The organism is Phreatobacter sp. (assembly GCF_051860605.1).
In the GTDB taxonomy this organism is placed as follows: domain Bacteria; phylum Pseudomonadota; class Alphaproteobacteria; order Rhizobiales; family Phreatobacteraceae; genus Phreatobacter.
The window spans coordinates 257,000-277,350 of sequence record NZ_JBHYDR010000001.1; the positions used below are offsets into that span (position 1 = coordinate 257,000).

Sequence of the window (20,351 nt, forward strand, 5' to 3'; positions counted from 1 at the left end):
CCCCGCCGCTATGCGGCTCAGCCGCCGGCTTCGGTGGCGATCAGGCGCCAGTTCGGGTCGCGGTCGGTGACGTTGCGGGCAAAGGTCCACACATCCGTCACGTCGGTGACGCGGTCCGGGGAGCCATCGACGACGGTGCCGGAACGGTCACGCGTCGCGGTGACGAGCTGCGACACGAAGCGCATGGTCACCTGCGCCTGATCGCCGCGGATCTGGGCGTCGGTGATATCGGCCTTCTCGATGCCGACGAAGCGGGTCTCCACCGTCTCGCCGCGCTGCTCGCGCTCGCGGATGGCGGCCTCGAAGCCGTCGAACACGTCGCGGGCGAGCAGGTCGCGCAGGGTGCGCCGGTCGCCGCCGGCAAAGGCCAGGACGATCATCTCGTAGGCGGAACGGGCGCCGCCGATGAAGCCCGCCGGATCGAAGGAGGGATCATGGCCGGCAATGGCGTCGAAGCCGCGGGCGAGCGGCGTGCCGGGCGGCGCGATATCGCCCCAGCGCGGCACGTTCGGATCCATGGGCACGCCGACGGGGGGCTGCTGGACGTTGCGCTGCGGCAGAGGGATCACCTCACCGCCCTGCTGCTGACCGGGCGGCCCAGCAGCGGGCCGGCCGTTGTCACGCGGCTGAAACGGATCGCGCTCCTGGCCCGTCTTCGTTCCCAGCACACTGCGCAGGCGAAAGAAGATGAACACCGCCAGGGCGAGGAAGATGATCGTATAAATATCGAAGGCGTTGCTCATGATCGCCGACTTGATGGAAACGGGGCCACGCGGCTGACATCACCGCGAAAGGGTCAGACACTCTAACCCCAGTCGGATTCAGAAATAAGGCATTATTTTCGTTTCGCCACCCCAAGGCCTGTCCGGGGCGGCGCATGGCCGGTGTGACCGGCTTCAGACCGGCACGGAAGCGGCCGGTTTTGCCCTGTGCGCCTCGGCCGGATCGTGAAGATGGCATGCGGCGAGATGCCCCTCCCCGGTCGGTTTCAGATCGGGCTCCTCGCTGCGGCAGCGATCGAAGACATAGGGGCAGCGGGTGTGGAACCGGCAGCCGGAGGGCGGCCGGATCGGGCTCGGCACGTCGCCCTTGAGGATGATGCGCTCGCGCGTGGTCTCCGGATCGGGCACCGGGACGGCCGACAGCAGCGCCTCGGTATAGGGGTGCCTGGGATGCGCGAAGATCTCCCGGCGCGGGGCCAGTTCGACGATCTTGCCGAGATACATGACCGCCACGCGGTGGGTCATGTGCTCGACCACGGCAAGGTCGTGGCTGATGAACAGCAGCGCCAGACCAAGCTCGTTCTGCAGGTCCTGCAACAGGTTGACGATCTGGGCCTTGACCGAGACGTCGAGCGCGGAGACCGCCTCGTCGCAGATGATCAGGTCCGGATCGGCAGCAAGCGCGCGGGCGATGCCGATGCGCTGGCGCTGGCCGCCGGAGAACTCGTGCGGCCAGCGGTTCACGGCATCGCGCGGCAGGCGGACCTTGTCCATCAGGCCGGCAATGCGCTCGTCGATCTCGGCGCGGGACCTGGCCAGGCCGAAATTGATGATCGGCTCGGCCAGGATGTCGCGCACCCTCATCCGCGGGTTGAGCGAGGAATAGGGGTCCTGGAACACGACCTGGATGGCGCGCCTGAGCGGCCGCAGCCGCGCGGCCGAGAGGTCGTCGATGCGCTGGCCGTCGATCACGACCTGCCCGGACGTCAGCGGGAACAACCGGAGGATGGCCTTGCCGACGGTCGATTTGCCGCAGCCCGATTCGCCGACCAGCGAGAGCGTCTCGCCGCGCGCGATCGAGAAGGACACGCCGTCGACGGCATAGACATTGCCGACCACGCCGCCGAAGAAACCGCCGGTGATGGGGAAATGCTTCTTGAGATCATTGACCTCGAGCAGCGGCTTGCCGCTGGCGGATGGCTGTGAAACCGGATGGGTCATGCTGCGACCGCCTCCCTGGCCGCGTGGTGGCAGGCAACGACATGGCCGGGCGCCTTGGCTTCAAGACCCGGCGCCACCGCACGGCAGAGATCGGTGGCAAAGCCGCAGCGGCCGGCAAAGACGCAGCCCTGGATGCGCTGCTTGAGGCTCGGCACCAGGCCGGGAATCTCGGCAAGGCGCGTCTGGACGCCGTCCAGCGAGGAGCCGAGCTTCGGCACCGCGCCGAGCAGGCCCTGGGTGTAGGGGTGGCGCGGATTGCGGAACAGGTCGCGCACCGGGGCCTCCTCCACCTTGCGGCCGGCATACATGACCATGACGCGCTCGGCGACCTCGGCGACCACGCCGAGATCGTGGGTGATCATGACGATGGCCGCCCCGACCCGGTGCTTGAGGTCCCGCATCAGGTCGAGGATCTGCGCCTGGATGGTCACGTCGAGCGCCGTGGTCGGCTCGTCGGCGATCAGGAGCTTGGGATTGCAGGCCAGTGCGATGGCGATCATCACGCGCTGGCGCATGCCGCCCGACAGCTGGTGGGGATATTCGCGCACGCGCCGCGCCGGCTCGGGGATGCCGACGAGGTTGAGCATCTCGATGGCCCGGTCCTCGGCCGCCTTGCGATCGAGGCCCTGGTGCAGGCGCAGCGTCTCGCCGATCTGCCGGCCGACATTCAGCACCGGGTTGAGCGAGGTCATCGGCTCCTGGAAGATCATCGAGATCTCGTTGCCGCGGATCTGGCGCATCTCCCGTTCGGACAGAGCCAGGAGGTCGCGGCCCTGGAAGCGGATGGAGCCGGCAATCTTTCCCGGCGGCTCGGGAATCAGCCGCAGCAGCGACATGGCGGTGACCGACTTGCCGCAGCCGGATTCGCCGACCACCGCCAGCGTCTCGCCGGAGCGCACATGGAAGGACACCCCGTCGACCGCGCGGTTGATGCCGTCGGGCGTACGGAAATGGGTCTGCAAGTTCTCGACCTGGAGAAGCGGTGCATCGTCGGCCATGGACTCAGACCTCCTTGGCCATGCGGGGGTCGAGCGCATCGCGCAGGCCGTCGCCGAGCAGGTTCACCGCCAGGACGGTGATCGACAGGAAGATGGCCGGAAACAGCACGATGTAGAACTTGACCTGCCAGAGGGCGCGGCCCTCGGCCATGATATTGCCCCAGGAGGGGATGATCGGCGGCGTGCCGGCGCCGATGAACGACAGGATCGCCTCGGTGATCATGGCCGACGCGCAGATATAGGTCGCCTGGACGATCAGCGGGGCCAGCGTGTTGGGCAGGATATGCTTGACGATGATCATCGGCGTGCGCGTGCCGGCCGCCACCGCCGCATCGACATAGGGCTGCTCGCGCAGGGACAGCACGACACCGCGCACCAGCCGCGCCACGCGCGGGATCTCGGCGATGGTGATGGCGAGAATGACGTTGCCGACCGAGCCGCGGGTCAGCGCCATCAGCGCGATGGCGAGCAGGATGGACGGGATCGACATGATGCCGTCCATGACGCGCATGATCACCGAATCCGCCGCCCGGATGAAGCCGGAGACGAGGCCGATGATCAGGCCGGCGACGGAGGCGAGGATCGCCACGGAGAAGCCGACGATCAGCGACACCCGCGCGCCGTAAAGCACGCGCGAATAGATGTCGCGGCCGAGCATGTCGGTGCCGAACCAGTAGAGCGATGAGGGTTCGCGCGTGCGCGTGCGCGTCGAGATGGAGGTCGGGTCCACCGTGAACAGAAGCGGCGCGAAGACCGCGACGAAGACCATGGCAAACAACAGGAATCCGCCGATGGCGATGGTCGGGTAGCGGCGCAGGAAGCCGAACACGCCACGGCGCGGCGGCACGTCCGGCAGGATGTCGGGGAGCGGGGCCGCGACGGCAGTGCCGGCCGGGACCTTCAGGTCATGCGCGTTCAATAGCGGATCCTCGGATCAACGAGCGTGTAGACGAGGTCGATCAGCAGATTGACCAGGACGTAGACGAAGGAGAACAGCAGCACGAGGCCCTGGATGACCGGGTAGTCGCGCCGCAGGATGGCATCCACCGTCAGGCGCCCCAGGCCGGGAATGGCGAAGACGCTCTCGGTGACCACCGCGCCGCCGATGAGCAGGGCAATGCCGATGCCGATGACCGTGACGATGGGCACGGCGGCGTTCTTCAGGGCGTGCAGGAACAGGATGCCGGCCTGGCCGACGCCCTTGGCCTTGGCGGTGCGGACATAGTCCTGCTGCAGCACCTCCAGCATGGTGGCGCGGGTGATGCGGGCAATCAGCGCGATATAGACGCAGCCGAGCGCGATCGACGGCAGGATCAGGTTTTCGAGCCAGGGCCAGAACCCCTGGGCGATCGGCGTGTAGCCCTGCACGGGCAGCCAGTCGAGTTCCAGCGCGAAGATATAGGCGAGGATATAGCCGACCACGAAGACGGGAACGGAGAAGCCGAACACGGCGAAGGCCATGATGAGCCGGTCGATGACGGTGCCGGCCTGCCAGGCGGCGAGCACGCCGAGCGGCACGGCGACGGTCACGGCCAGCAGCAGCGTGACAACCATCAGCGACATGGTCGGCTCGAGCCGCTGGGCGATCAGTTGCGTCACCGGCAGGCCGGTGAAGATCGAGGTTCCGAGATCGAGCCGGACGATCTGCCAGGCCCATTCGCCGAAGCGCACCAGGAAGGGCCGGTCAAGCCCGAGACTCTGGCGGATCTTCTCGACATCCTCCGGTGTCGCCTGGTCGCCGGCGATCACCGCCGCCGGGTCACCGGGTGCGATGTAGAGAAGCGAGAACACGAACAGGGCCACCACCGCCATGACGGGGATGGTCGACAGCACGCGCCGGACAACATAGGCGAACATGAAGGCCGCTTTTCCTGGATTCCGGACAACGACCGGGCAAGACCCGGCACCGGGGGAAGGGGTCCCGGCCCCGCGGGGCCGGGACGGCAAGTCAGGCGGTCGCGCTCAGCCCTTGGCGACGTCCCAGAAGAACGGGATCGGGCCCTTGGTGATGCCGGTGACGTTGCTGCGCCAGGCCGTATAGGCGAGGAAGAAGCCTGTCGGCGCATAGACGACATTGTCGAGGGCGGCCTTGTTGAGCCGGCCCATGACCGCCTTCTCCTCGTTGATGTCCTTGGCCTCGAACCAGGCCGTGACCTCCTTCTCGACATCCGGCACGTCCGGCCAGCCGAACCAGGCCTTGTCGCCATTGGCGCGCACGGCCGTGTAGGAGGCCGGATTCACGCAGTCGGCGCCGGCATGCCAGGTGTGGAACATCTGCCAGCCGCCCTGGCCGGGAGCCGTCTTCTGCGCGCGGCGGGAGCCGACCGTGCCCCAGTCGGTGGCGACGAAGTCGACGTTGATCCCGATCTTCTTGAGCAGGTCGGCGGTGACATCGCCCATGGCCTTCAATGCCGGCTGGTCCTGCGCGACGAGGCAGGTGACCGGCTGGCCCGAATAGCCGCTTTCGGCGAGCAGCTTCTTGGCAAGGTCGAGGTTGCGCGGGCCCTTCAGGATATCGCCGCCCTCTTCGGTGTAGAGCGGGGTTCCGGGCGTGAAGAAGCCGGGAATCGGCTTCCACAGCGCATTGTCGTCACCGACGATGGCGCGCATGTAGTCTTCCTGGCTCATGGCAGCCAGAATCGCCCGCCGCGCCCGAACGTCATTGAAGGGCGGGTGCAGGTGGTTCATGCGGAAGGCGCCGATATTGCCCAGCGGATCGCCGATATCGACGCGGATGTTGCGGTTGCGGCGCAGCACCGGCACGAGGTCGGCGATCGGGTTTTCCCACCAGTCCACCTCGCCGTTCTGCAGGGCGGCCGAGGCGGTTGCCGGATCCGGCATGATGATCCACTCGACGCGGTCGATGAGCATGCGCTTGCCGCCGGCGAGCCACGATGCCGCCTCGGAGCGCGGCTGGTAGTCGGTGAACTTCTCGAACACCGCCCTGGCGCCGGGAACCCACTCGCCACGGGCGAACTTCATCGGGCCCGAGCCGATATATTCGGTGATCTGCTGGAACGGATCGGTCTTGGCGATGCGCTCCGGCATGATGAAGGAGCAGGGCGAGTTGTTCTTGCCGAGCGCGAACAGCATCTTCGGATAGGGCTTGGACAGCACCCACCGGAAGGTGCGGTCGTCGACGGCGACGAGCTCCTTCTGAATGGCGCGGATCATCAGGCCCATCGGGTCGCGGGCCGACCAGCGCACGAGGCTGGCCACGCAGTCCTTGGCCAGAACCGGCGCGCCGTCATGGAACTTCAGACCGGTGCGCAGCTTGAAGGTCCAGGTCAGGCCGTCGGAGGACACCTCCTCCGACTCGATCATCTGGCGCTGCGGCGTGAGGCTGGAATCCACCCCGTAGAGCGTGTCCCAGACCAGCGTCGCCGCGTTGCGGACGACGTATTGCGTGCCCCAGATGGGGTCGAAATTGGCGAGGTTGGCCTGCGGCACGAAGCGCAGGGTCTTGGCGGCTGCGCCTTGCGACAGTGCGGGTGCGGCAAGACCGCCGGATGCGGCGATCACACCGGCACCGGCGCCGGCCTTGATGAATGTTCTGCGGTCCATCGTTGTTGACTCCCCCTGGTATCCGAACCTGCCCCGGACGGACTGTCCAGGGACTGAACGCTCCGTCCATGGGCTGAAGGCCCGCGGGCTGAACCAGACTGGTTCCGACGGCGCACCGTAACGCGTGGCAAGGCGCGTGCCATAAGGGATTTTCCGGGGAATGTCACAGGCATGGGACAGCTGCGCCAACCGGGATCGCGCGCCGGATCCGGCCCGCTGCCCAAAAAGACGCCATGACCGCGGCAGAGGCGGCGCGAAATGGCATTTCGCTGCCGATCCCGGCGCGATCAAAATCTTCGCCGGCATGGCTCGTCTGCGACATTGTTTCCCTGGCTGCCCGCCGCATGGCCGCCCCGCGCCAACTGGCGCAAGGGCCATTTGGGCGTTAAGCGCACATTGTGCCGAATACCGCACTTGACAGTCCTCGCAACCGGCGCGAGGACAGCGGTTCAGGGAAACAGCTCAGGACAGGGACTGGCCATGGCCGCCTTCATGACCCTCGGAGAGGCCGTCGCCGCGAATGTGCGCGACGGCGACAGCGTCGCCATGGAGGGCTTCACCCACCTCATACCCAATGCCGCGGGTCACGAGGTGATCCGCCAGGGCCAGAAGGACCTGACGCTGATCCGCATGACCCCGGACATCGTCTATGACCAGATCGTCGGCATGGGACGCGCCCGCAAGCTGATCTTCTCCTGGGCCGGCAATCCCGGCGTCGGCTCGCTGCACCGGGTGCGCGAGGAGATCGAGAAGGGGCGGCTGGAGATCGAGGAACATTCCCACGCCGCCATGGCCCATGCCTTCGAGGCCGGCGCCGCCAACCTGCCCTTCGCAGTGATGCGCGGCTACAAGGGCGTCGACCTGCCGAAGGTCAATCCCAATATCCGCTCCGTCACCTGCCCCTATACCGGCGAGGTTCTGGCGACCGTGCCGGCGGTGCGCCCGGACGTGTCGATCATCCATGCGCTGAAGGCCGACCGCGAGGGCAATGTCCTGCTGGAGGGGATTGTCGGCGTGCAGAAGGAAGCCGTGCTGGCGGCGCGGCGCTCCATCGTCACGGTGGAGGAGATCGTCGAGGAGTTCGGCGCGCGCAGCCCCAATGCCGTGATCCTGCCGCACTGGACCGTCACCGCCATCGCCAAGGTGCCGGGCGGGGCCCATCCCTCCTATGCACAGGGCTACTACAAGCGCGACAATGCCTTCTACATTGCCTGGGACAAGATCTCCCGCGACCGGGACGTGTTCCTGAAATGGATGGAGGACAATGTCCTCAATGCCGGTCCGGAGGTCTTCGAGGGCCATGCCCGGCGCTTTGCGATCGCCTGAGGGGAGAGAGCCATGACCGACCACACCCCCAACGAGATCATGACGATCGCGGCAGCGCGGCTGCTGACCGACGACGATGTCTGCTTCGTGGGCATCGGCGCGCCGTCCGCGGCCTGCAACCTCGCCCGCCTGACCCACGCTCCAAAGATCACGCTGATCTACGAATCGGGCACGCTCGGCACGCGCCCGGCCGTGCTGCCCCTGTCGATCGGCGACGGCGAGCTGTGCGACACCGCCCTGACCACCGTCTCGGTGCCGGAAATGTTCCGCTACTGGCTGCAGGGCGGGCGCATCACCATCGGCTTCCTGGGCGGCGCGCAGATCGACCGCTTCGCCAATCTGAACACCACCGTGGTCGGCCCCTACGACGCCCCTTCCGTGCGCCTGCCGGGCGGAGGCGGCGCGCCGGAAATCGCCATCCATTGCGGCCAGATCTTCATCACCATGGCCATGGGCAAGCGCGGCTTCGTCGACAGGCTGCCCTTCATCACCTCGCTCGGCCACGGCACGGGCAAGGGCTCGCGGGAGGCGCTGGGCGTCAAGACGAAGGGACCGACGCAGGTCATCACCGATCTCTGCATCTTCGAGCCCGACCCGGAAACCGCCGAACTGACCGTCACCTCGATCCATCCGGGTGCAACGCGCGAGCAGATCCAGGACAATTGCGGCTGGCCGGTGAAATTCGCCGCCGCCGTGGCCGAAACGCCGGTCCCGACGGCGGAGGAACTGACCGTGCTGCGCGACCTTCATGCACGGACCAAGGCCGCGCACGCGGCCTGAGACACAACCATCGCAAAGAGGAGACCTGCAGACCGGAACTGCGTCCTTCGAGGCTCGCCTTGCGGGCTCGCACCTCAGGATGAGGAAGTTTATGCGTTGCACGCGGCCCAGGCGAAGCCTGGACGTCGCGCGCGATCCGCCCCTGGTGCAAGATGCAACCTCCCTCATGCTGAGGCGCGAGCCCGCAAGGCGAGCCTCGAAGGACGCAGTTCGCTGGTGCGGGTGACGGATACAGGTGGCCACCTGGCCACCACAGGGAGAATGCCATGGCCGAAGTCTTCATCTGCGACGCGGTGCGCACGCCGATCGGCCGCTATGGCGGCGCGCTTGCCAAGGTGCGCGCCGACGACCTTGCGGCGGTGCCGCTGAAGACGCTGCTGGCCCGTCATCCGCAGATCGCGGCCGCGATCGACGAGGTGGTGTTCGGCTGCGCCAACCAGGCCGGCGAGGACAACCGCAATGTCGCGCGCATGGCGAGCCTGCTGGCCGGCCTTCCCGACGCCGTTCCGGCCATGACGGTCAACCGCCTGTGCGCCTCCGGCCTCGATGCCGTGGGTGCGGCGGCGCGGGCCATCAAGGCCGGCGAGACCGACCTTGCCATTGCCGGCGGCGTGGAGAGCATGACCCGCGCGCCCTTCGTCATGGGCAAGGCCGCGGATGCCTTCTCACGCTCGACCGACATTTTCGACACGACCATCGGCTGGCGCTTCATCAATCCGCTGATGAAGCAGCTATATGGCGTCGATTCCATGCCGGAGACCGGTGAGAACGTCGCCGAGGAATTCCAGGTCTCGCGCGAGGCGCAGGATGCCTTCGCGCTGGCCTCGCAGCACAAGGCCGGCAAAGCCATCGCAAGCGGCTATTTCGCCGAGGAGATCGTGCCGGTCGAGGTGCCCGGAGGCCGGGGCGGCCCGGTCATCGTCGACAGGGACGAGCATCCGCGGCCCGACACCACCGCCGAGGGCCTGGCCAAGCTGAAGGCCTTCGTTCGGCAGCCCGGCACGGTGACCGCCGGCAACGCCTCCGGCGTCAACGACGGTGCGGCCGCCATGATCATCGCTTCGGCGGCGGCCGTGGAGAAATACGGCCTCACCCCGCGCGCGCGCATCCTCGGACTTGCATCGGCCGGCGTGCCGCCGCGCATCATGGGCATCGGCCCGGTGCCGGCGGTGAAGAAGCTGGTCGAGCGGCTCGGCATCAAGGTCTCCGACTTCGACGTGATCGAGCTCAACGAGGCTTTCGCCAGCCAGGGCATTGCCGTGCTGCGCGGCCTCGGCGTGCCGGAGGATGCCGAGCATGTGAACCCGAATGGCGGGGCCATTGCCCTCGGCCATCCGCTCGGCATGTCGGGCGCGCGCATTGCCGCCACGGCCGTCCACCAGCTTCAGAAGACCGGCGGGCGCTACGGCCTTGCCACCATGTGCGTCGGCGTCGGCCAGGGGGTCGCGCTGGCGGTCGAGAGGGTCGCCTGACGGCGACCGATTGCATCCGGGACCCCCCGCCCGGCCTGAAGGACCAAGAGGGACGACCGGAGGAGACCTGAGACCATGGCCCTGATCCTGCCCCGCGAATCGACGCGGGCTCACCCGCCGAGCCTGCACCCCCCCTACAAGAGCACCGTGCTGCGGGCGCCGCAGAAGCCGCTGGTGCTGGTGCCGCACACGCTGTCCGAGCTGACCGGCCCGGTCTATGGCCACGACGGCGTGCGCGACACCGATGCCGATCTGACCGTCCAGCATGCGGGCGAGCCGCAGGGCGAGCGCATCATCGTCGCAGGCCGCGTGCTGGACGAGGACGGCCGGCCGGTGCCGAACGCGCTGGTCGAGCTCTGGCAGGCCAATGCCGCCGGGCGCTATGTCCATGTGCGCGACCAGCACCCGGCCCCGCTGGACCCGAACTTCACCGGCGCCGGCCGCTGCGTGACCGGCGAGGACGGGCGCTACCGCTTCGTGACGGTGAAGCCGGGCGCCTATCCCTGGCGCAACCACCACAATGCCTGGCGGCCAGCCCATATCCATTTCTCGGTGTTCGGCCCGAGCTTCCTGTCGCGCCTTGTGACCCAGATGTACTTCCCCGGCGACCCGCTGTTCCCCTTCGACCCGATCTTCAACGGCATTCCGGACCAGGCCGCGCGCGAGCGGCTCATCGCCCGTTTCGACTTCGAGACGACCGAGCCGGAATGGGCCCTCGGCTATCAGTTCGACATCGTTCTGCGCGGCCGCGCGGCGACCCCGACGGAGGAGCCCCATGACCACTGAACCCGTCGCCAAGCGCCCCGGGGGCATCACGCCGTCGCAGACGGTCGGCCCCTTCTTCCACTACGGACTGACGCCGGGCGAGGCCTATCCGAACGTCGCGGTGAGTGCCGACCCCATGGTTGCCGCCCCCGGCACGCCCGGCGAACATGTCGTCCTGACCGGGTGCGTTCTGGATGGCGAGGGACAGCCGGTTCCCGATGCCATGCTGGAGATCTGGCAGGCCGATGCGCAGGGCCGCTATGCCCATGACGCCGACCGCCGGCCACGGGCGAGCAACACCTTCACCGGCTTCGGCCGGTCCGACACCAATGCCGATGGCGTCTTTTCGTTCACCACCGTCAAGCCGGGCCCCGTGCCGGGACCGGGCGGCACGCTGCAGGCCCCCCATGTGCTCGTCGCCGTCTATGGACGGGGCATGCTGACCCACCTCTACACGCGCTTCTATTTCGACGACGAGGCCGAGGCCAATGCCGCCGACCCGATCCTGAACCTCGTCCCGGAGGATCGCCGCAACACGCTGGTGATGAAGCGCAGCGGCAGCACCTATGCGCTCGACATCCGCCTGCAGGGCGGCGAGGAGACGGTGTTCTTCGACGTCTAGGTGTCTTCAGCCGCGCGCGGCGACCGCCACCGCCGCGCCGGCCATGGCAGCGCCCGTGCCGCGGTTGACGAGGCGCATGGCGCGCGGCGAGGTGATGAGCCGGCGCGCCCGCGAGGCCGCCAGCGCATAGGTCCACATGGCCGCGGACAGGATGGTCAGCATCAGCGCCGACAGTTCCATCGCCGTGAGCAGCGACATGGCGTTCAGATCGACCACAAGCGGCAGGATGGAGACGAAGAAAACCATCACCTTGGCATTGCCCATGGTGAGGGCGAGGCCGCCAAGAAACAGCTTCCAGCCTTCGCCGCGCGCCTGCGGCGCCTCCTTCGGCGCATCGGCCGGGGCCGTCCACAATTTCCAGGCGAGATAGAGCAGGTAGGCGACGCCTGCATATTTGATGACGAGGAACAGGGTCTGGAAGTTCTGCGCGAGCGCGGCAAGGCCGAGCGCCACCAGAACGAACCAGACGAGATCGCCAGCCACGATACCCCAGATGAACGGCGCCGTGCGTGGTATGCCCACCGCCAGCACGCGCGCCACCACGGCGGCGACCGCCGGGCCGGGCGAATAGACCGCGACCGCATAGACGCCGCAGAACAGGAGGAAGCCCGAAAGGTCCATGGCTTGGGTTCCGAGGAAAGGTCAGGCGCTGAGCAGCACGCCGTCGAGCAGCGCGCCATACTGGCAGCCGGCGGCGGCCAGCACGAAGCCATGCCAGATGGCGTTCTGGAACCGCAGGCGATCCCAGAGGTGGAAGACGACGCCGGCCGTATAGAGGAAGCCGCCAGTGACCAGAAGGACGATCGCCGAGGTCGACAGCGTGGCAAAGACCTCGCCGGCGATGGCGACGCCGCTCCAGGCGATGGCGAGATAGCCGATGACCGCGACCCGGTCGAAGCGGCCGGGTGCGACGAGCTTGAGCACGGCCCCGGCAAGGGCCGCAGCCCAGACGCCGGCCAGCAGGGCATGGGCGACGGGCGTGCCGACATGGATCATCAGCGGGGTATAGGTGCCGGCGATCAGCAGCCAGATCGCCGCGTGGTCGAACCGGCGCAACAGCCATTTGGTGCGCGAGACCGGCCACATGTTGTAGGCGGCCGACAGGCCGAGGACAGCGATCAGGCTCGCCGCATAGACCGCAACCGCAGACACCGTGGCAAGCTCCGCCCGCACGAGCGCGATGCCGACCATGGCTCCGGCGGCAAAGACGGCGGCCACCACGCCGACGACATGCACCACGCCGTCGGCGATCAGTTCGGCCCGGTCGAACTGCCTGGTCATGCCGGGCGGCCGGCCATCGTCTGCGTTCGCCATCAGATCCTCTGCAAGGCCCGGCGCCCTGGCGACACCGCTGGCGGCGAGCATGCCGGTCCCGCCGCCGCCGTCAAGGACCCGCCTGGCCGCTCCCGATCTCCATGCCGATCCCGGCATGGGCCAGCACCTTGCGCATCACCGTCGGAAAGGCCTCGCCGGCAATGTCCGCCGGCGCGATCCAGCGGAAATCGCCCTTCGCCTCGCCCCGGGCGAGGCGGCCGCGAAACACGGTCAGCTCGAGCGGGAAGTGCGTGAACGTGTGCGAGACGATGCCTGGCAGGCGCTCGATGCGTGTGACCGGCAGGGGCGGCGCGGCCTTCGACACATCAAAACCCGCCGACCAGTCGGTGCCCGGCACCTCGGTCATGCCGCCGAGCAGGCCCTTCGGCGGGCGGGTGCGCACCAGCAGCGCGCCATCGGGGCCGAGGATGACGAAGGCGGCGCCGCGCCGCACGGCCCCTGCCCGCTTCGGCGCCTTGACCGGATAGGCCTCCTGCGTGCCCGCCGCGCGGGCGGCACAGGACCCCTCCAGCGGGCACAGGCTGCAGGCCGGTCGTTTCGGCGTGCAGATCGTGGCGCCGAGATCCATCAGGCCTTGCGCGAAATCGCCCGGCCGATCCGGGTCCAGCAGGTCTGCAAGGCGGGCGCGGACGAGCTTCTTGGCGGCGGGCAGGGGCGTGTCGATCGCCTCGTGGCGGGTCATCACCCGCTCGACATTGCCGTCGACCACCGCTGCCGGCCGGCCGAAGGCGATGGCCGCAACCGCCGCGGCGGTATAGTCGCCGATGCCGGGCAGGGCCCTCAGTCCGGCCTCCGTGTCGGGAAAACGTCCGCCATGGCGTTCCGCCACCGCGATGGCGCAGGCATGCAGGTTGCGGGCGCGCGAGTAGTAGCCGAGCCCGGCCCAGGCCTTCATGACCTCCTCGACCGGACTTGCGGCAAGGTCGGCGACGCCCGGCCAGCGGCGCGTGAAGGCGTCGAAATAGGGACCGACCGCCTTCACGGTCGTCTGCTGCAGCATGATCTCGGAGAGCCAGACGCGGTAGGGATCGACACTCTCGCCCGGCAGGGCGCGCCAGGGCAGGCGCCGGCGATGCCGGTCGTACCAGCCGAGCAGGCGTGCCGCGAAGCTGATGTCTTCGCCCTCCTGTCGCCGCAACGGCCGTGCTAATCTTGGTTCACCCATGGGCTGCAGACTGGCCCTCGGGACCTCAGCCTTCAACGGCCCGACGCAAGCGACCCACAGGACAGATGGAACCCCAGGACCGACGGGACCCACTGGACGGAAGCAGCACCCCCGCCGCCTCGGCGCCGCCCCGGCGCAGGCGCGGACCCCGTGCGCTTGCCGACCTGTGCGCGGCCCCCCTGGCCGCGGCGCTCCAGCAGGCGGGCTTTGCCTCGGCCGAGGTGGTGACGCGCTGGGACGAGATCATCGGGCCGGATCTTGCCGGCCGCTCGGCGCCCGTGCGGATCGCCTGGCCGCGCCGCTCCGCGCCCGGCGAGGCGCCTGAGCCCGGAACGCTGCATGTGCGGGTGGAGCCGGCCTTCGCGCTGGACATCCAGCATCTGGCGCCGGTCATCGTGGAGCGGGTCAACGCCTTTTTCGGCTGGCGCTGCGTGGCGGCGCTGCGCCTCGTCCAGGTGCCGTCGCTGAAGCCGCGCCCGGCACGCGTCGCGCCACCTCCGCCCCCAGATCCGGCCCGGCTCGGTGCTGCGCTCGCCGGCATCGACGACGAGCCGCTGCGACAGGCCATCGGACGGCTTGGGGCGGCCATCGGCGGCGCGGGCCGGCGCTCGTAATGGCCCGCCCCACAGCCGACAGACCGAGATGCACGAGACAGGAACAGGACCCGACATGAAGCACATCGCCGTAGCCGGCCTCGCCGCCATCCTTCTTGCCGCGGGCGGCAGCGCCGTCCGGGCCGAACCCTCCGTGCTCGACGAGACGCGCGACCGCGTGCTGATCATCCACCAGAGCCGCGGAACGCTGGCGCCGGGCACCCGGCCGCGCTGCTTCCCGCCCTCGGTGGACGAGACGGTCGCGCGCAGCCAGTACCAGTGCCCCTTCGATGCCCCTTCGGGACGGCCGCCCTATCCGACTGCCCGCAGCCTCTGGGGCATTTTCGGCAATCACTGACCGGCGTCAGGGTCCCTCGACCGCGAAACGCCCAGGCTCGAACAGATAGACGACCCCCTGGCGAACGAAGGTCTCGGCCGCTTCGCGACGGCCGAGCGCGCCCGACAGGGCCATCAGCGCCCGCCCGACGCCGCCATGGGAGACGATGACGCTGTCGCCGCCAAGCTGGCCGAGAAAGCTGCCGATCCGTTCGGCCAGAACCTCGTAGTTCTCGCCGCCGGGCGGCAGCGTGTTCCACTTGTCGGCAAGGCGACGGGCGGCGAGCGCCGGCGAATGGCGCTCCACTTCCGGCCACGTCAGACCCTCCCATTCGCCGAAGGCGAGTTCCTTCAGCCGGTCGTCCATCCGGTAGTCCGGCGCGTTGAGGCCGAGGCCGGCACGCGCCAGTTCCGCCGTCTCGCGCGCGCGCCCGAGCGGGCTCGACCACCACGGCAAGTCCCCCCCGCCGGCCGACAGGCGCTTCAACACGGCGGCGACGGCGGCCGCCTGCCGACGACCCGTCTCGTTCAGCGGAATGTCACGCTGGCCCTGCAGCCGGCCTGCGGCGTTCCAGTCGGTTTCGCCGTGACGGATGAAATAGAGGCGGGGGATGTTCATGCGGACCGGAGGGCAGCCTGGGGGCGAATGTTGGCGGCAGGATCGCGCCTGCCGGCGGCGCCGGTATGACGGCCCGCGCGGCGGCTGTCGAGACGGCGGGCCGCATGGCCTCGCGCATGGCGGGGCCTTGACCGTCCGGCATTGAGGGTCCACCTCACCGGCTCGACAGGAGCCGAACCCTTGACCGAGCCCACCGCCCCATCGCAGCATCTGCGCGCCGGACTGATCGCATTGGCCGCAGCCTTCGTGCTCGACCAGGCGTTCAAGCTGTTCATGTTCCAGGTCGTGGACATCGAGGCGCGGCAGATCATTACCGTGGCGCCGGTGCTCGATCTGGTGATGGCCTGGAACCACGGCATCTCGTTCGGCCTGTTCCGGCAGGACGCCGAGCTTGGCCGCTGGCTGCTGATCGGATTCAAGGTGGTGGCCGTGGTGCTGATCCTGTGGTGGCTCCGGCACGCCGAGAGCCGGCTGACGGCCCTTGCCCTCGGGCTGATCGCGGGCGGCGCTGCCGGCAATGCGCTGGACCGGCTGCTCCATGGCGCCGTGGCCGATTTCTTCGCCTTCCACATCACCACGGCAAGCTGGCAGTTCCGCTGGTATGTGTTCAACATTGCCGACGTGGCCATCGTTGCCGGCGTCGGCCTGCTTCTGTATGAGTCCCTGTTCGGAAACCGCCCCGCCTCGAAATCGGCATGATCCTTTCCGATAGAACCGGGAAGGGAGCGGCGCCCGGCCGCATCAGCACGAGGAGATCGTCCATGTCGCGAACCCGCACCGCGCTTCTCGCCACGGCCGTCAGCCTGTCGGTGATTGCCGCACCGGCCCTGGCACAGGAATCCCCGGAAGGCCGCATCTTCCGCGGCCTGCTCAGCGGCATGGGCATCATCGACGAGCAGCGGCCGCCCATCGACTATCGCCAGCGCGCGCCGCTGGTCCTGCCGCGCGGCAATGCCCTGCCGCCACCGCAGGAGAGTGCCTCGGCCCGCAATCCGAACTGGCCGAACGATCCGGATGTCGCCCGTGCCCGCGCAATGGGCCTTGAAGCCAATACGCCGATCGTGCGCGACGAAATGGGCCGCACACTGACCAATCAGGAACTGCGCGCCCGTTACGGCGGCGGCCTGTTCGGCGGTGGCCCGGTGGACACGACCAGACAGCGTTCCGAGCAGCAGATCTCGGCCCCCGCCACGGCCGCCGAGATGGGAGTGAGGCCGATCTGGTCGCAGGTGGGCTCGCTGTTCGGCTCGTCCCGCGAGGAGGTGGTGCCATTCCCCGGGGAGCCGGCGCGCCGCCGCCTGGTCGAGCCGCCGCCCGGCTATCGCACCGCCTCGCCGGATGCGCCCTATGGTCCGGTCGGCCGCAGGCCCGATGATCCGCAGGCCGCCTATAACCGCGACCGCGTGAGCGGACAGGATCCGGCCCGCGGCACCAACAACAACTGACGAGCGCCTGGCCCGCGATGCTGAACCGCCTCAACCCCAACCGGCCGAGCGATGGCGAAGCCGACGTGCGCTATCTCGATGGAGATTTCCGGATCGTGCGTCCCGGCGCCTTCGTCCGCTGCGCGGTGACGGGCCAGGCTATCCCGCTCGACGACCTGAAATACTGGAGCGTTGCCCGTCAGGAGGCCTATGCCAGCCCGCAGGCGGTTCTCGCCCGCCTGCATCCCGACCGGGCGATCAAGCCGGCGTCCCGCTGAGAGGGGCCAGCAGCCGGTCCAGCAGCGCCGGGTCGGCCTCGCGCAGCTCCGCCGGAACCACGATGCTGGCTGCGGCAAGCGCGACCAGCGCCGGCGAGCCGGCAAGCTTGACCGCATCCTTCTCCGTCGTGACCAGCGGCAGGCCCGTCCGGCTCTGCTCGGCCAGCAGCCCTTCGGCATCGATATCCGTATAGACGTGATGATCGGGAAAGGGTCGCAGCAGGACATTGCGCAGGCCCGCGGCGCCCAGCGTCTCGGCAAACTTGGCTGGCCGGCCGATGCCGCAGAAGGCCAGCACGTCGCGGCCGGCAAGAGGCCCGACGACCAACGGATCGGGCACGAACTTCACCCGCAGCACCGGCTTTGCCATCGAGGCGACGGCCTGCGCCACCACCTCCCCGGCTTCGCCGTCGCCGACGAGCATGAGCGCGTCGGCCCGCTTCATCTGGGGGCGCAGCGGTGCGCGCAGCGGGCCGGCGGGTAGAACCCGGCCATTGCCGAGGCCGAACGCTGCGTCCACCACCAGGATCGACAGGGTCTTGGCGAGCGAGGGGTTCTGGAAGCCATCGTCCATGACGATGACGTCGGCACCGCCGGCCGCCGCCAGCCCCGCGCCAGCCGGCCGGTCGCGCGCAACGATGGTCATGTGCCGGCGGGCATGGACCAGCGCCTCGTCGCCGACCTGCGCCGCCGTGTGGCGGTCCGGATCGACGCGCAGCGGTCCCCGCTCGCTGCCACCGTGCCCCCGCAACAGGATGGCCGGATGCCGGCCGGCGGTGGCGAGGCGGTCGGCGAGAAGCCGGGCGGCCGGGCTCTTGCCGGCCCCGCCCACCGTCGGATTGCCGATGCAGATCACCGGAACCGGGGCCGTGCCGGCCGTCCGCGCCATGCGGGCGAGCGTCACGGCGCCGACCAGCGCGCCGATCGGTGACAGCAGACGGGCAAGAAGGCTGTCGGGTTCGGACCAGAAGGCCGGCGCCCTCACGCCCGGCCCCGGACGCTGAGGGAGAGGAAATAGGGCTCGATGGCCGCCAGCGTGCGGTCGAGCGCGCCGCCCATGGAGGTGACGACGTCCATGGCGGCATCGCGCTGGCGCGTTCGCATGGCCCGGTCGGTCATCAGGGCCAGCGCCGCCTCGGCAAGGCTGTCGCCGTCCTCAACCGCCGTCGTCGCGTGCCGGGCGTCGAGAAGGGCATAGACCTCGGCGAAATTGGCCACATGCGGGCCATGGAGAATGGCCGCGCCGAGCTTGGCCGCCTCGATCGGGTTCTGGCCGCCATGGCGGATCAGCGACCCGCCAAGCAGGGCCACGGGCGCGGCACGGTAGAACAGGCCCATCTCGCCCAGCGTGTCGGCGACATAGACGGCCGTGCGCTGATCCGGCAGCCGGCCGGTGGAGCGGAGCACGACCGCCAGGTTGTCAGCCTCCGCAAGCGCGCAGATGGCCGGTCCCCGCTCGGGATGGCGCGGAGCGATGATGGTGAGCAGATTGGCAAGCTGCGGCGCCATCCGCCGATGGGCCGCGAGCACGATCTCGTCCTCACCGGGATGGGTGGAGGCGGCGAGCAGGACCGGACGGCGACCGATGGCGTCTGCCAGGGCGGCGGCCGCGCCCCGGTCGACCGGCGGCGGCGGCACGTCATATTTGAGGTTGCCGGTCGTTGAGACCCGCGGCGCGCCGAGCACCTCGACGCGGCGGGCATCATCCACCGTCTGCATCAGGCACAGCTCGAAGCGCGACAGCAGCGCGCCGATCGAGCGCGGCACGCGCTGCCAGCCGCGGAAGGAGCGCTCCGACATGCGCCCGTTCACCTGGATGAGCGGCGTGCCGCGCGCCGTCGTGCGCATGATCAGGTTCGGCCAGAGCTCCGACTCGGCAAAGACGGCAAGATCCGGCTGCCAGTGGTCGAGGAAGCGCTGCACATAGGACGGCACGTCCCACGGCATGAACTGGTGGATCGCTCCCGCAGGCAGGCGCCTGGCCGCGAGTTGCGCGGCGCTGCGCGTGACGGTCGTGACGAGGACAGTGGCGTGGCGGGCCTGAAGGCGCTCGACCAGCGGAACGATGGACAGGAACTCGCCGACGCTTGCCCCGTGAAGCCAGACGAGCCGCCCCGGCGGCCGCTCGGCTGTCGCCTGCCCTCGGCGCTCCTGGATTCGTTCGGGGTCTTCCTTGCCGCGCGCGACGCGCCGGCGTGTCAGCAGGCTGGTCGCCGGCCCGAGCAGGGTCGTGGCGCCGGCATAGAGCCGGAGCGTCATCGGGGTCGGGGCGCGCGTCGGATCAGACATGGCCTGATCCGATCCGGCCCGAGGCGGCCGTGTCCGGCGCGTCGCCAGGATCGTCTGACACCGGTCCCTGCCCTTCGGCGCCAAGCGCCCGGTCGCGCATGGCGGCGAACTCGGCGATGAGGGCGGGCGGCCAGTGGGACGGCTCGGCGCGGCCTTCGGCAATGTCATAGGCGCGCTGCGTCGCCGCATTCATGCGCTCCTCGACCAGCACGCGGCAGCGCTCCAGTTCCGCGTGGTCCGCGTCACGCCCAACCCACAGCGGATGGCCGGCCACCACCGCCCCGCGCGAGAAGGGCAGGTTCACGCTCGCCCGGTCCCACGACTTCAGGTCGATGCGCCGGGCCGTGGCCACGGCGATCGGCACGATCGGACGACCGCTCTGGCGCGCCAGCATGACGATGCCAAGGCCAGCGCGGCGGGCGATCTTCGGCACGTCAGCCGTCAGCGCGACCGTCTCCCCGCCGTCCAGCGCCTCGACCATCTCGAAGAAGGCGCCGACGCCGCCCTTGCGGGCGAACTGGCCGCGATGGTCACCCGATCCGCGGATCGTGCGGATGCCGAGCTTCTCGGCGGCGATGGCATTCATCTCGCCATCGGCCGAGCGGGAGATCAGGACTGCGGCGCGGTAGTGCGGCCGGCGCACGAAGGGCGTCAGGAAATGCTGGCCGTGCCACATCGCGAAGATGATCGGCAGGTGCGCATCGGCGAAGTCGTAAAGGTCGGGGGGATCGTAGCGGAAGCGACCGGTCTTCCAGACCAGCCTCAGATAGGAGGCGAGCAGCGACCCGGCTGCCGAACGGACGGCGGCGGATCGGCCGAGGCGCTTGAGGAAGGACACGAAG

At 69.2% G+C, this 20,351-nt stretch carries 23 protein-coding genes; 10 read left to right on the forward strand and 13 right to left on the reverse strand.

What is annotated here, in order from left to right:
• Positions 1 to 17: 17 nt before the first annotated feature.
• From ACTIFS_RS01145 to ACTIFS_RS01170, 6 genes are all read right to left on the reverse strand, one after another.
• Positions 18 to 743 (reverse strand): Tim44/TimA family putative adaptor protein, encoded by a 726-nt coding sequence (locus ACTIFS_RS01145; protein ID WP_439572194.1) that lies wholly within the window; start codon positions 741 to 743, stop codon positions 18 to 20.
• A gap of 153 nt (positions 744 to 896) precedes the next feature.
• On the reverse strand, positions 897 to 1,943 hold the full coding sequence (locus ACTIFS_RS01150; RefSeq protein WP_439572195.1) for an ABC transporter ATP-binding protein: 1,047 nt from the start codon (positions 1,941 to 1,943) through the stop codon (positions 897 to 899).
• The gene (locus tag ACTIFS_RS01155) at positions 1,940 to 2,941 is read right to left on the reverse strand and encodes an ABC transporter ATP-binding protein (protein ID WP_439572196.1); all 1,002 of its coding nucleotides are present in this window, start codon (positions 2,939 to 2,941) and stop codon (positions 1,940 to 1,942) included. The genes ACTIFS_RS01150 and ACTIFS_RS01155 overlap by 4 nt, the downstream gene beginning before the upstream one ends.
• Positions 2,942 to 2,945: 4 nt before the next feature.
• On the reverse strand, positions 2,946 to 3,860 hold the full coding sequence (locus tag ACTIFS_RS01160) for an ABC transporter permease (protein ID WP_439572197.1): 915 nt from the start codon (positions 3,858 to 3,860) through the stop codon (positions 2,946 to 2,948).
• Positions 3,857 to 4,798, reverse strand: a complete 942-nt coding sequence (locus ACTIFS_RS01165) for an ABC transporter permease (protein ID WP_439572198.1) — start codon at positions 4,796 to 4,798, stop codon at positions 3,857 to 3,859. Before ACTIFS_RS01165 ends, ACTIFS_RS01160 begins: the two co-directional genes overlap by 4 nt.
• 105 nt (positions 4,799 to 4,903) lie before the next feature.
• Positions 4,904 to 6,505 (reverse strand): ABC transporter substrate-binding protein, encoded by a 1,602-nt coding sequence (locus tag ACTIFS_RS01170; RefSeq protein WP_439572199.1) that lies wholly within the window; start codon positions 6,503 to 6,505, stop codon positions 4,904 to 4,906.
• A gap of 480 nt (positions 6,506 to 6,985) precedes the next feature.
• Here ACTIFS_RS01170 and ACTIFS_RS01175 point away from each other — a divergent pair, with 480 nt between their 5' ends.
• The 5 genes from ACTIFS_RS01175 to pcaG all read left to right on the forward strand — a co-directional run bounded on the left by ACTIFS_RS01175 (position 6,986) and on the right by pcaG (position 11,470).
• Positions 6,986 to 7,831 carry a CoA transferase subunit A gene (locus ACTIFS_RS01175; protein ID WP_439572200.1) on the forward strand — a complete coding sequence of 282 codons (846 nt, stop codon included), beginning with the start codon at positions 6,986 to 6,988 and terminating at the stop codon, positions 7,829 to 7,831.
• 12 nt (positions 7,832 to 7,843) lie between these two features.
• Positions 7,844 to 8,611, forward strand: coding sequence for a CoA-transferase subunit beta (locus ACTIFS_RS01180; RefSeq protein WP_439572201.1), 768 nt, complete (start codon positions 7,844 to 7,846; stop codon positions 8,609 to 8,611).
• A 266-nt stretch (positions 8,612 to 8,877) separates the two neighbouring features.
• A complete protein-coding gene (gene pcaF, locus ACTIFS_RS01185) occupies positions 8,878 to 10,083 on the forward strand; it encodes a 3-oxoadipyl-CoA thiolase (protein ID WP_439572202.1) in 1,206 nt (401 codons plus the stop codon).
• 75 nt (positions 10,084 to 10,158) lie between these two features.
• Entirely contained in the window at positions 10,159 to 10,869 is a 711-nt protein-coding gene (gene pcaH, locus ACTIFS_RS01190; protein ID WP_439572203.1) for a protocatechuate 3,4-dioxygenase subunit beta, read from the forward strand.
• Complete coding sequence (pcaG, locus tag ACTIFS_RS01195) at positions 10,859 to 11,470, forward strand: protocatechuate 3,4-dioxygenase subunit alpha (protein WP_439572204.1); 612 nt, start codon at positions 10,859 to 10,861, stop codon at positions 11,468 to 11,470. The genes pcaH and pcaG overlap by 11 nt, the downstream gene beginning before the upstream one ends.
• Before the next feature lie 6 nt (positions 11,471 to 11,476).
• On the opposite strand, the gene ACTIFS_RS01200 is transcribed toward pcaG, so the two are convergent.
• The 3 genes from ACTIFS_RS01200 to mutY form a co-directional block, all read right to left on the reverse strand.
• The gene (locus ACTIFS_RS01200) at positions 11,477 to 12,091 is read right to left on the reverse strand and encodes a LysE family translocator (protein WP_439572205.1); all 615 of its coding nucleotides are present in this window, start codon (positions 12,089 to 12,091) and stop codon (positions 11,477 to 11,479) included.
• A 21-nt stretch (positions 12,092 to 12,112) separates the two neighbouring features.
• Entirely contained in the window at positions 12,113 to 12,784 is a 672-nt protein-coding gene (gene trhA, locus ACTIFS_RS01205; RefSeq protein WP_439572206.1) for a PAQR family membrane homeostasis protein TrhA, read from the reverse strand.
• A 70-nt stretch (positions 12,785 to 12,854) separates the two neighbouring features.
• Positions 12,855 to 13,970, reverse strand: coding sequence for an A/G-specific adenine glycosylase (mutY, locus tag ACTIFS_RS01210; protein WP_439572207.1), 1,116 nt, complete (start codon positions 13,968 to 13,970; stop codon positions 12,855 to 12,857).
• A gap of 65 nt (positions 13,971 to 14,035) precedes the next feature.
• Between mutY and ACTIFS_RS01215 the strand changes: the two genes are divergently transcribed.
• Positions 14,036 to 14,584, forward strand: coding sequence for a DUF721 domain-containing protein (locus ACTIFS_RS01215; RefSeq protein WP_439572208.1), 549 nt, complete (start codon positions 14,036 to 14,038; stop codon positions 14,582 to 14,584).
• A 55-nt stretch (positions 14,585 to 14,639) separates the two neighbouring features.
• Positions 14,640 to 14,921 carry a hypothetical protein gene (locus ACTIFS_RS01220; protein ID WP_439572209.1) on the forward strand — a complete coding sequence of 94 codons (282 nt, stop codon included), beginning with the start codon at positions 14,640 to 14,642 and terminating at the stop codon, positions 14,919 to 14,921.
• A 6-nt stretch (positions 14,922 to 14,927) separates the two neighbouring features.
• Here ACTIFS_RS01220 and ACTIFS_RS01225 read toward each other — a convergent pair whose 3' ends face one another.
• Positions 14,928 to 15,518, reverse strand: a complete 591-nt coding sequence (locus tag ACTIFS_RS01225) for a histidine phosphatase family protein (RefSeq protein WP_439572210.1) — start codon at positions 15,516 to 15,518, stop codon at positions 14,928 to 14,930.
• A gap of 180 nt (positions 15,519 to 15,698) precedes the next feature.
• Between ACTIFS_RS01225 and lspA the strand changes: the two genes are divergently transcribed.
• The 3 genes from lspA (at position 15,699) to ACTIFS_RS01240 (ending at position 17,220) form a co-directional block, all read left to right on the forward strand.
• On the forward strand, positions 15,699 to 16,217 hold the full coding sequence (gene lspA, locus ACTIFS_RS01230) for a signal peptidase II (RefSeq protein WP_439572211.1): 519 nt from the start codon (positions 15,699 to 15,701) through the stop codon (positions 16,215 to 16,217).
• Between the two features lie 62 nt (positions 16,218 to 16,279).
• Positions 16,280 to 16,963, forward strand: a complete 684-nt coding sequence (locus tag ACTIFS_RS01235) for a hypothetical protein (protein ID WP_439572212.1) — start codon at positions 16,280 to 16,282, stop codon at positions 16,961 to 16,963.
• A 17-nt stretch (positions 16,964 to 16,980) separates the two neighbouring features.
• Entirely contained in the window at positions 16,981 to 17,220 is a 240-nt protein-coding gene (locus tag ACTIFS_RS01240; protein ID WP_439572213.1) for a DUF2093 domain-containing protein, read from the forward strand.
• Here the strand turns inward: ACTIFS_RS01240 and lpxK are convergent.
• Genes lpxK through ACTIFS_RS01255 form a run of 3 tightly spaced genes read right to left on the reverse strand, consistent with a single transcriptional unit; the run spans position 17,201 to position 20,347 of the window.
• Positions 17,201 to 18,205, reverse strand: coding sequence for a tetraacyldisaccharide 4'-kinase (gene lpxK, locus ACTIFS_RS01245; RefSeq protein WP_439572214.1), 1,005 nt, complete (start codon positions 18,203 to 18,205; stop codon positions 17,201 to 17,203). The genes ACTIFS_RS01240 and lpxK overlap by 20 nt on opposite strands.
• Entirely contained in the window at positions 18,202 to 19,509 is a 1,308-nt protein-coding gene (locus ACTIFS_RS01250; protein WP_439572215.1) for a 3-deoxy-D-manno-octulosonic acid transferase, read from the reverse strand. The genes lpxK and ACTIFS_RS01250 overlap by 4 nt, the downstream gene beginning before the upstream one ends.
• Positions 19,502 to 20,347, reverse strand: coding sequence for a lysophospholipid acyltransferase family protein (locus ACTIFS_RS01255; protein WP_439572216.1), 846 nt, complete (start codon positions 20,345 to 20,347; stop codon positions 19,502 to 19,504). The genes ACTIFS_RS01250 and ACTIFS_RS01255 overlap by 8 nt, the downstream gene beginning before the upstream one ends.
• Positions 20,348 to 20,351 lie beyond the last annotated feature (4 nt).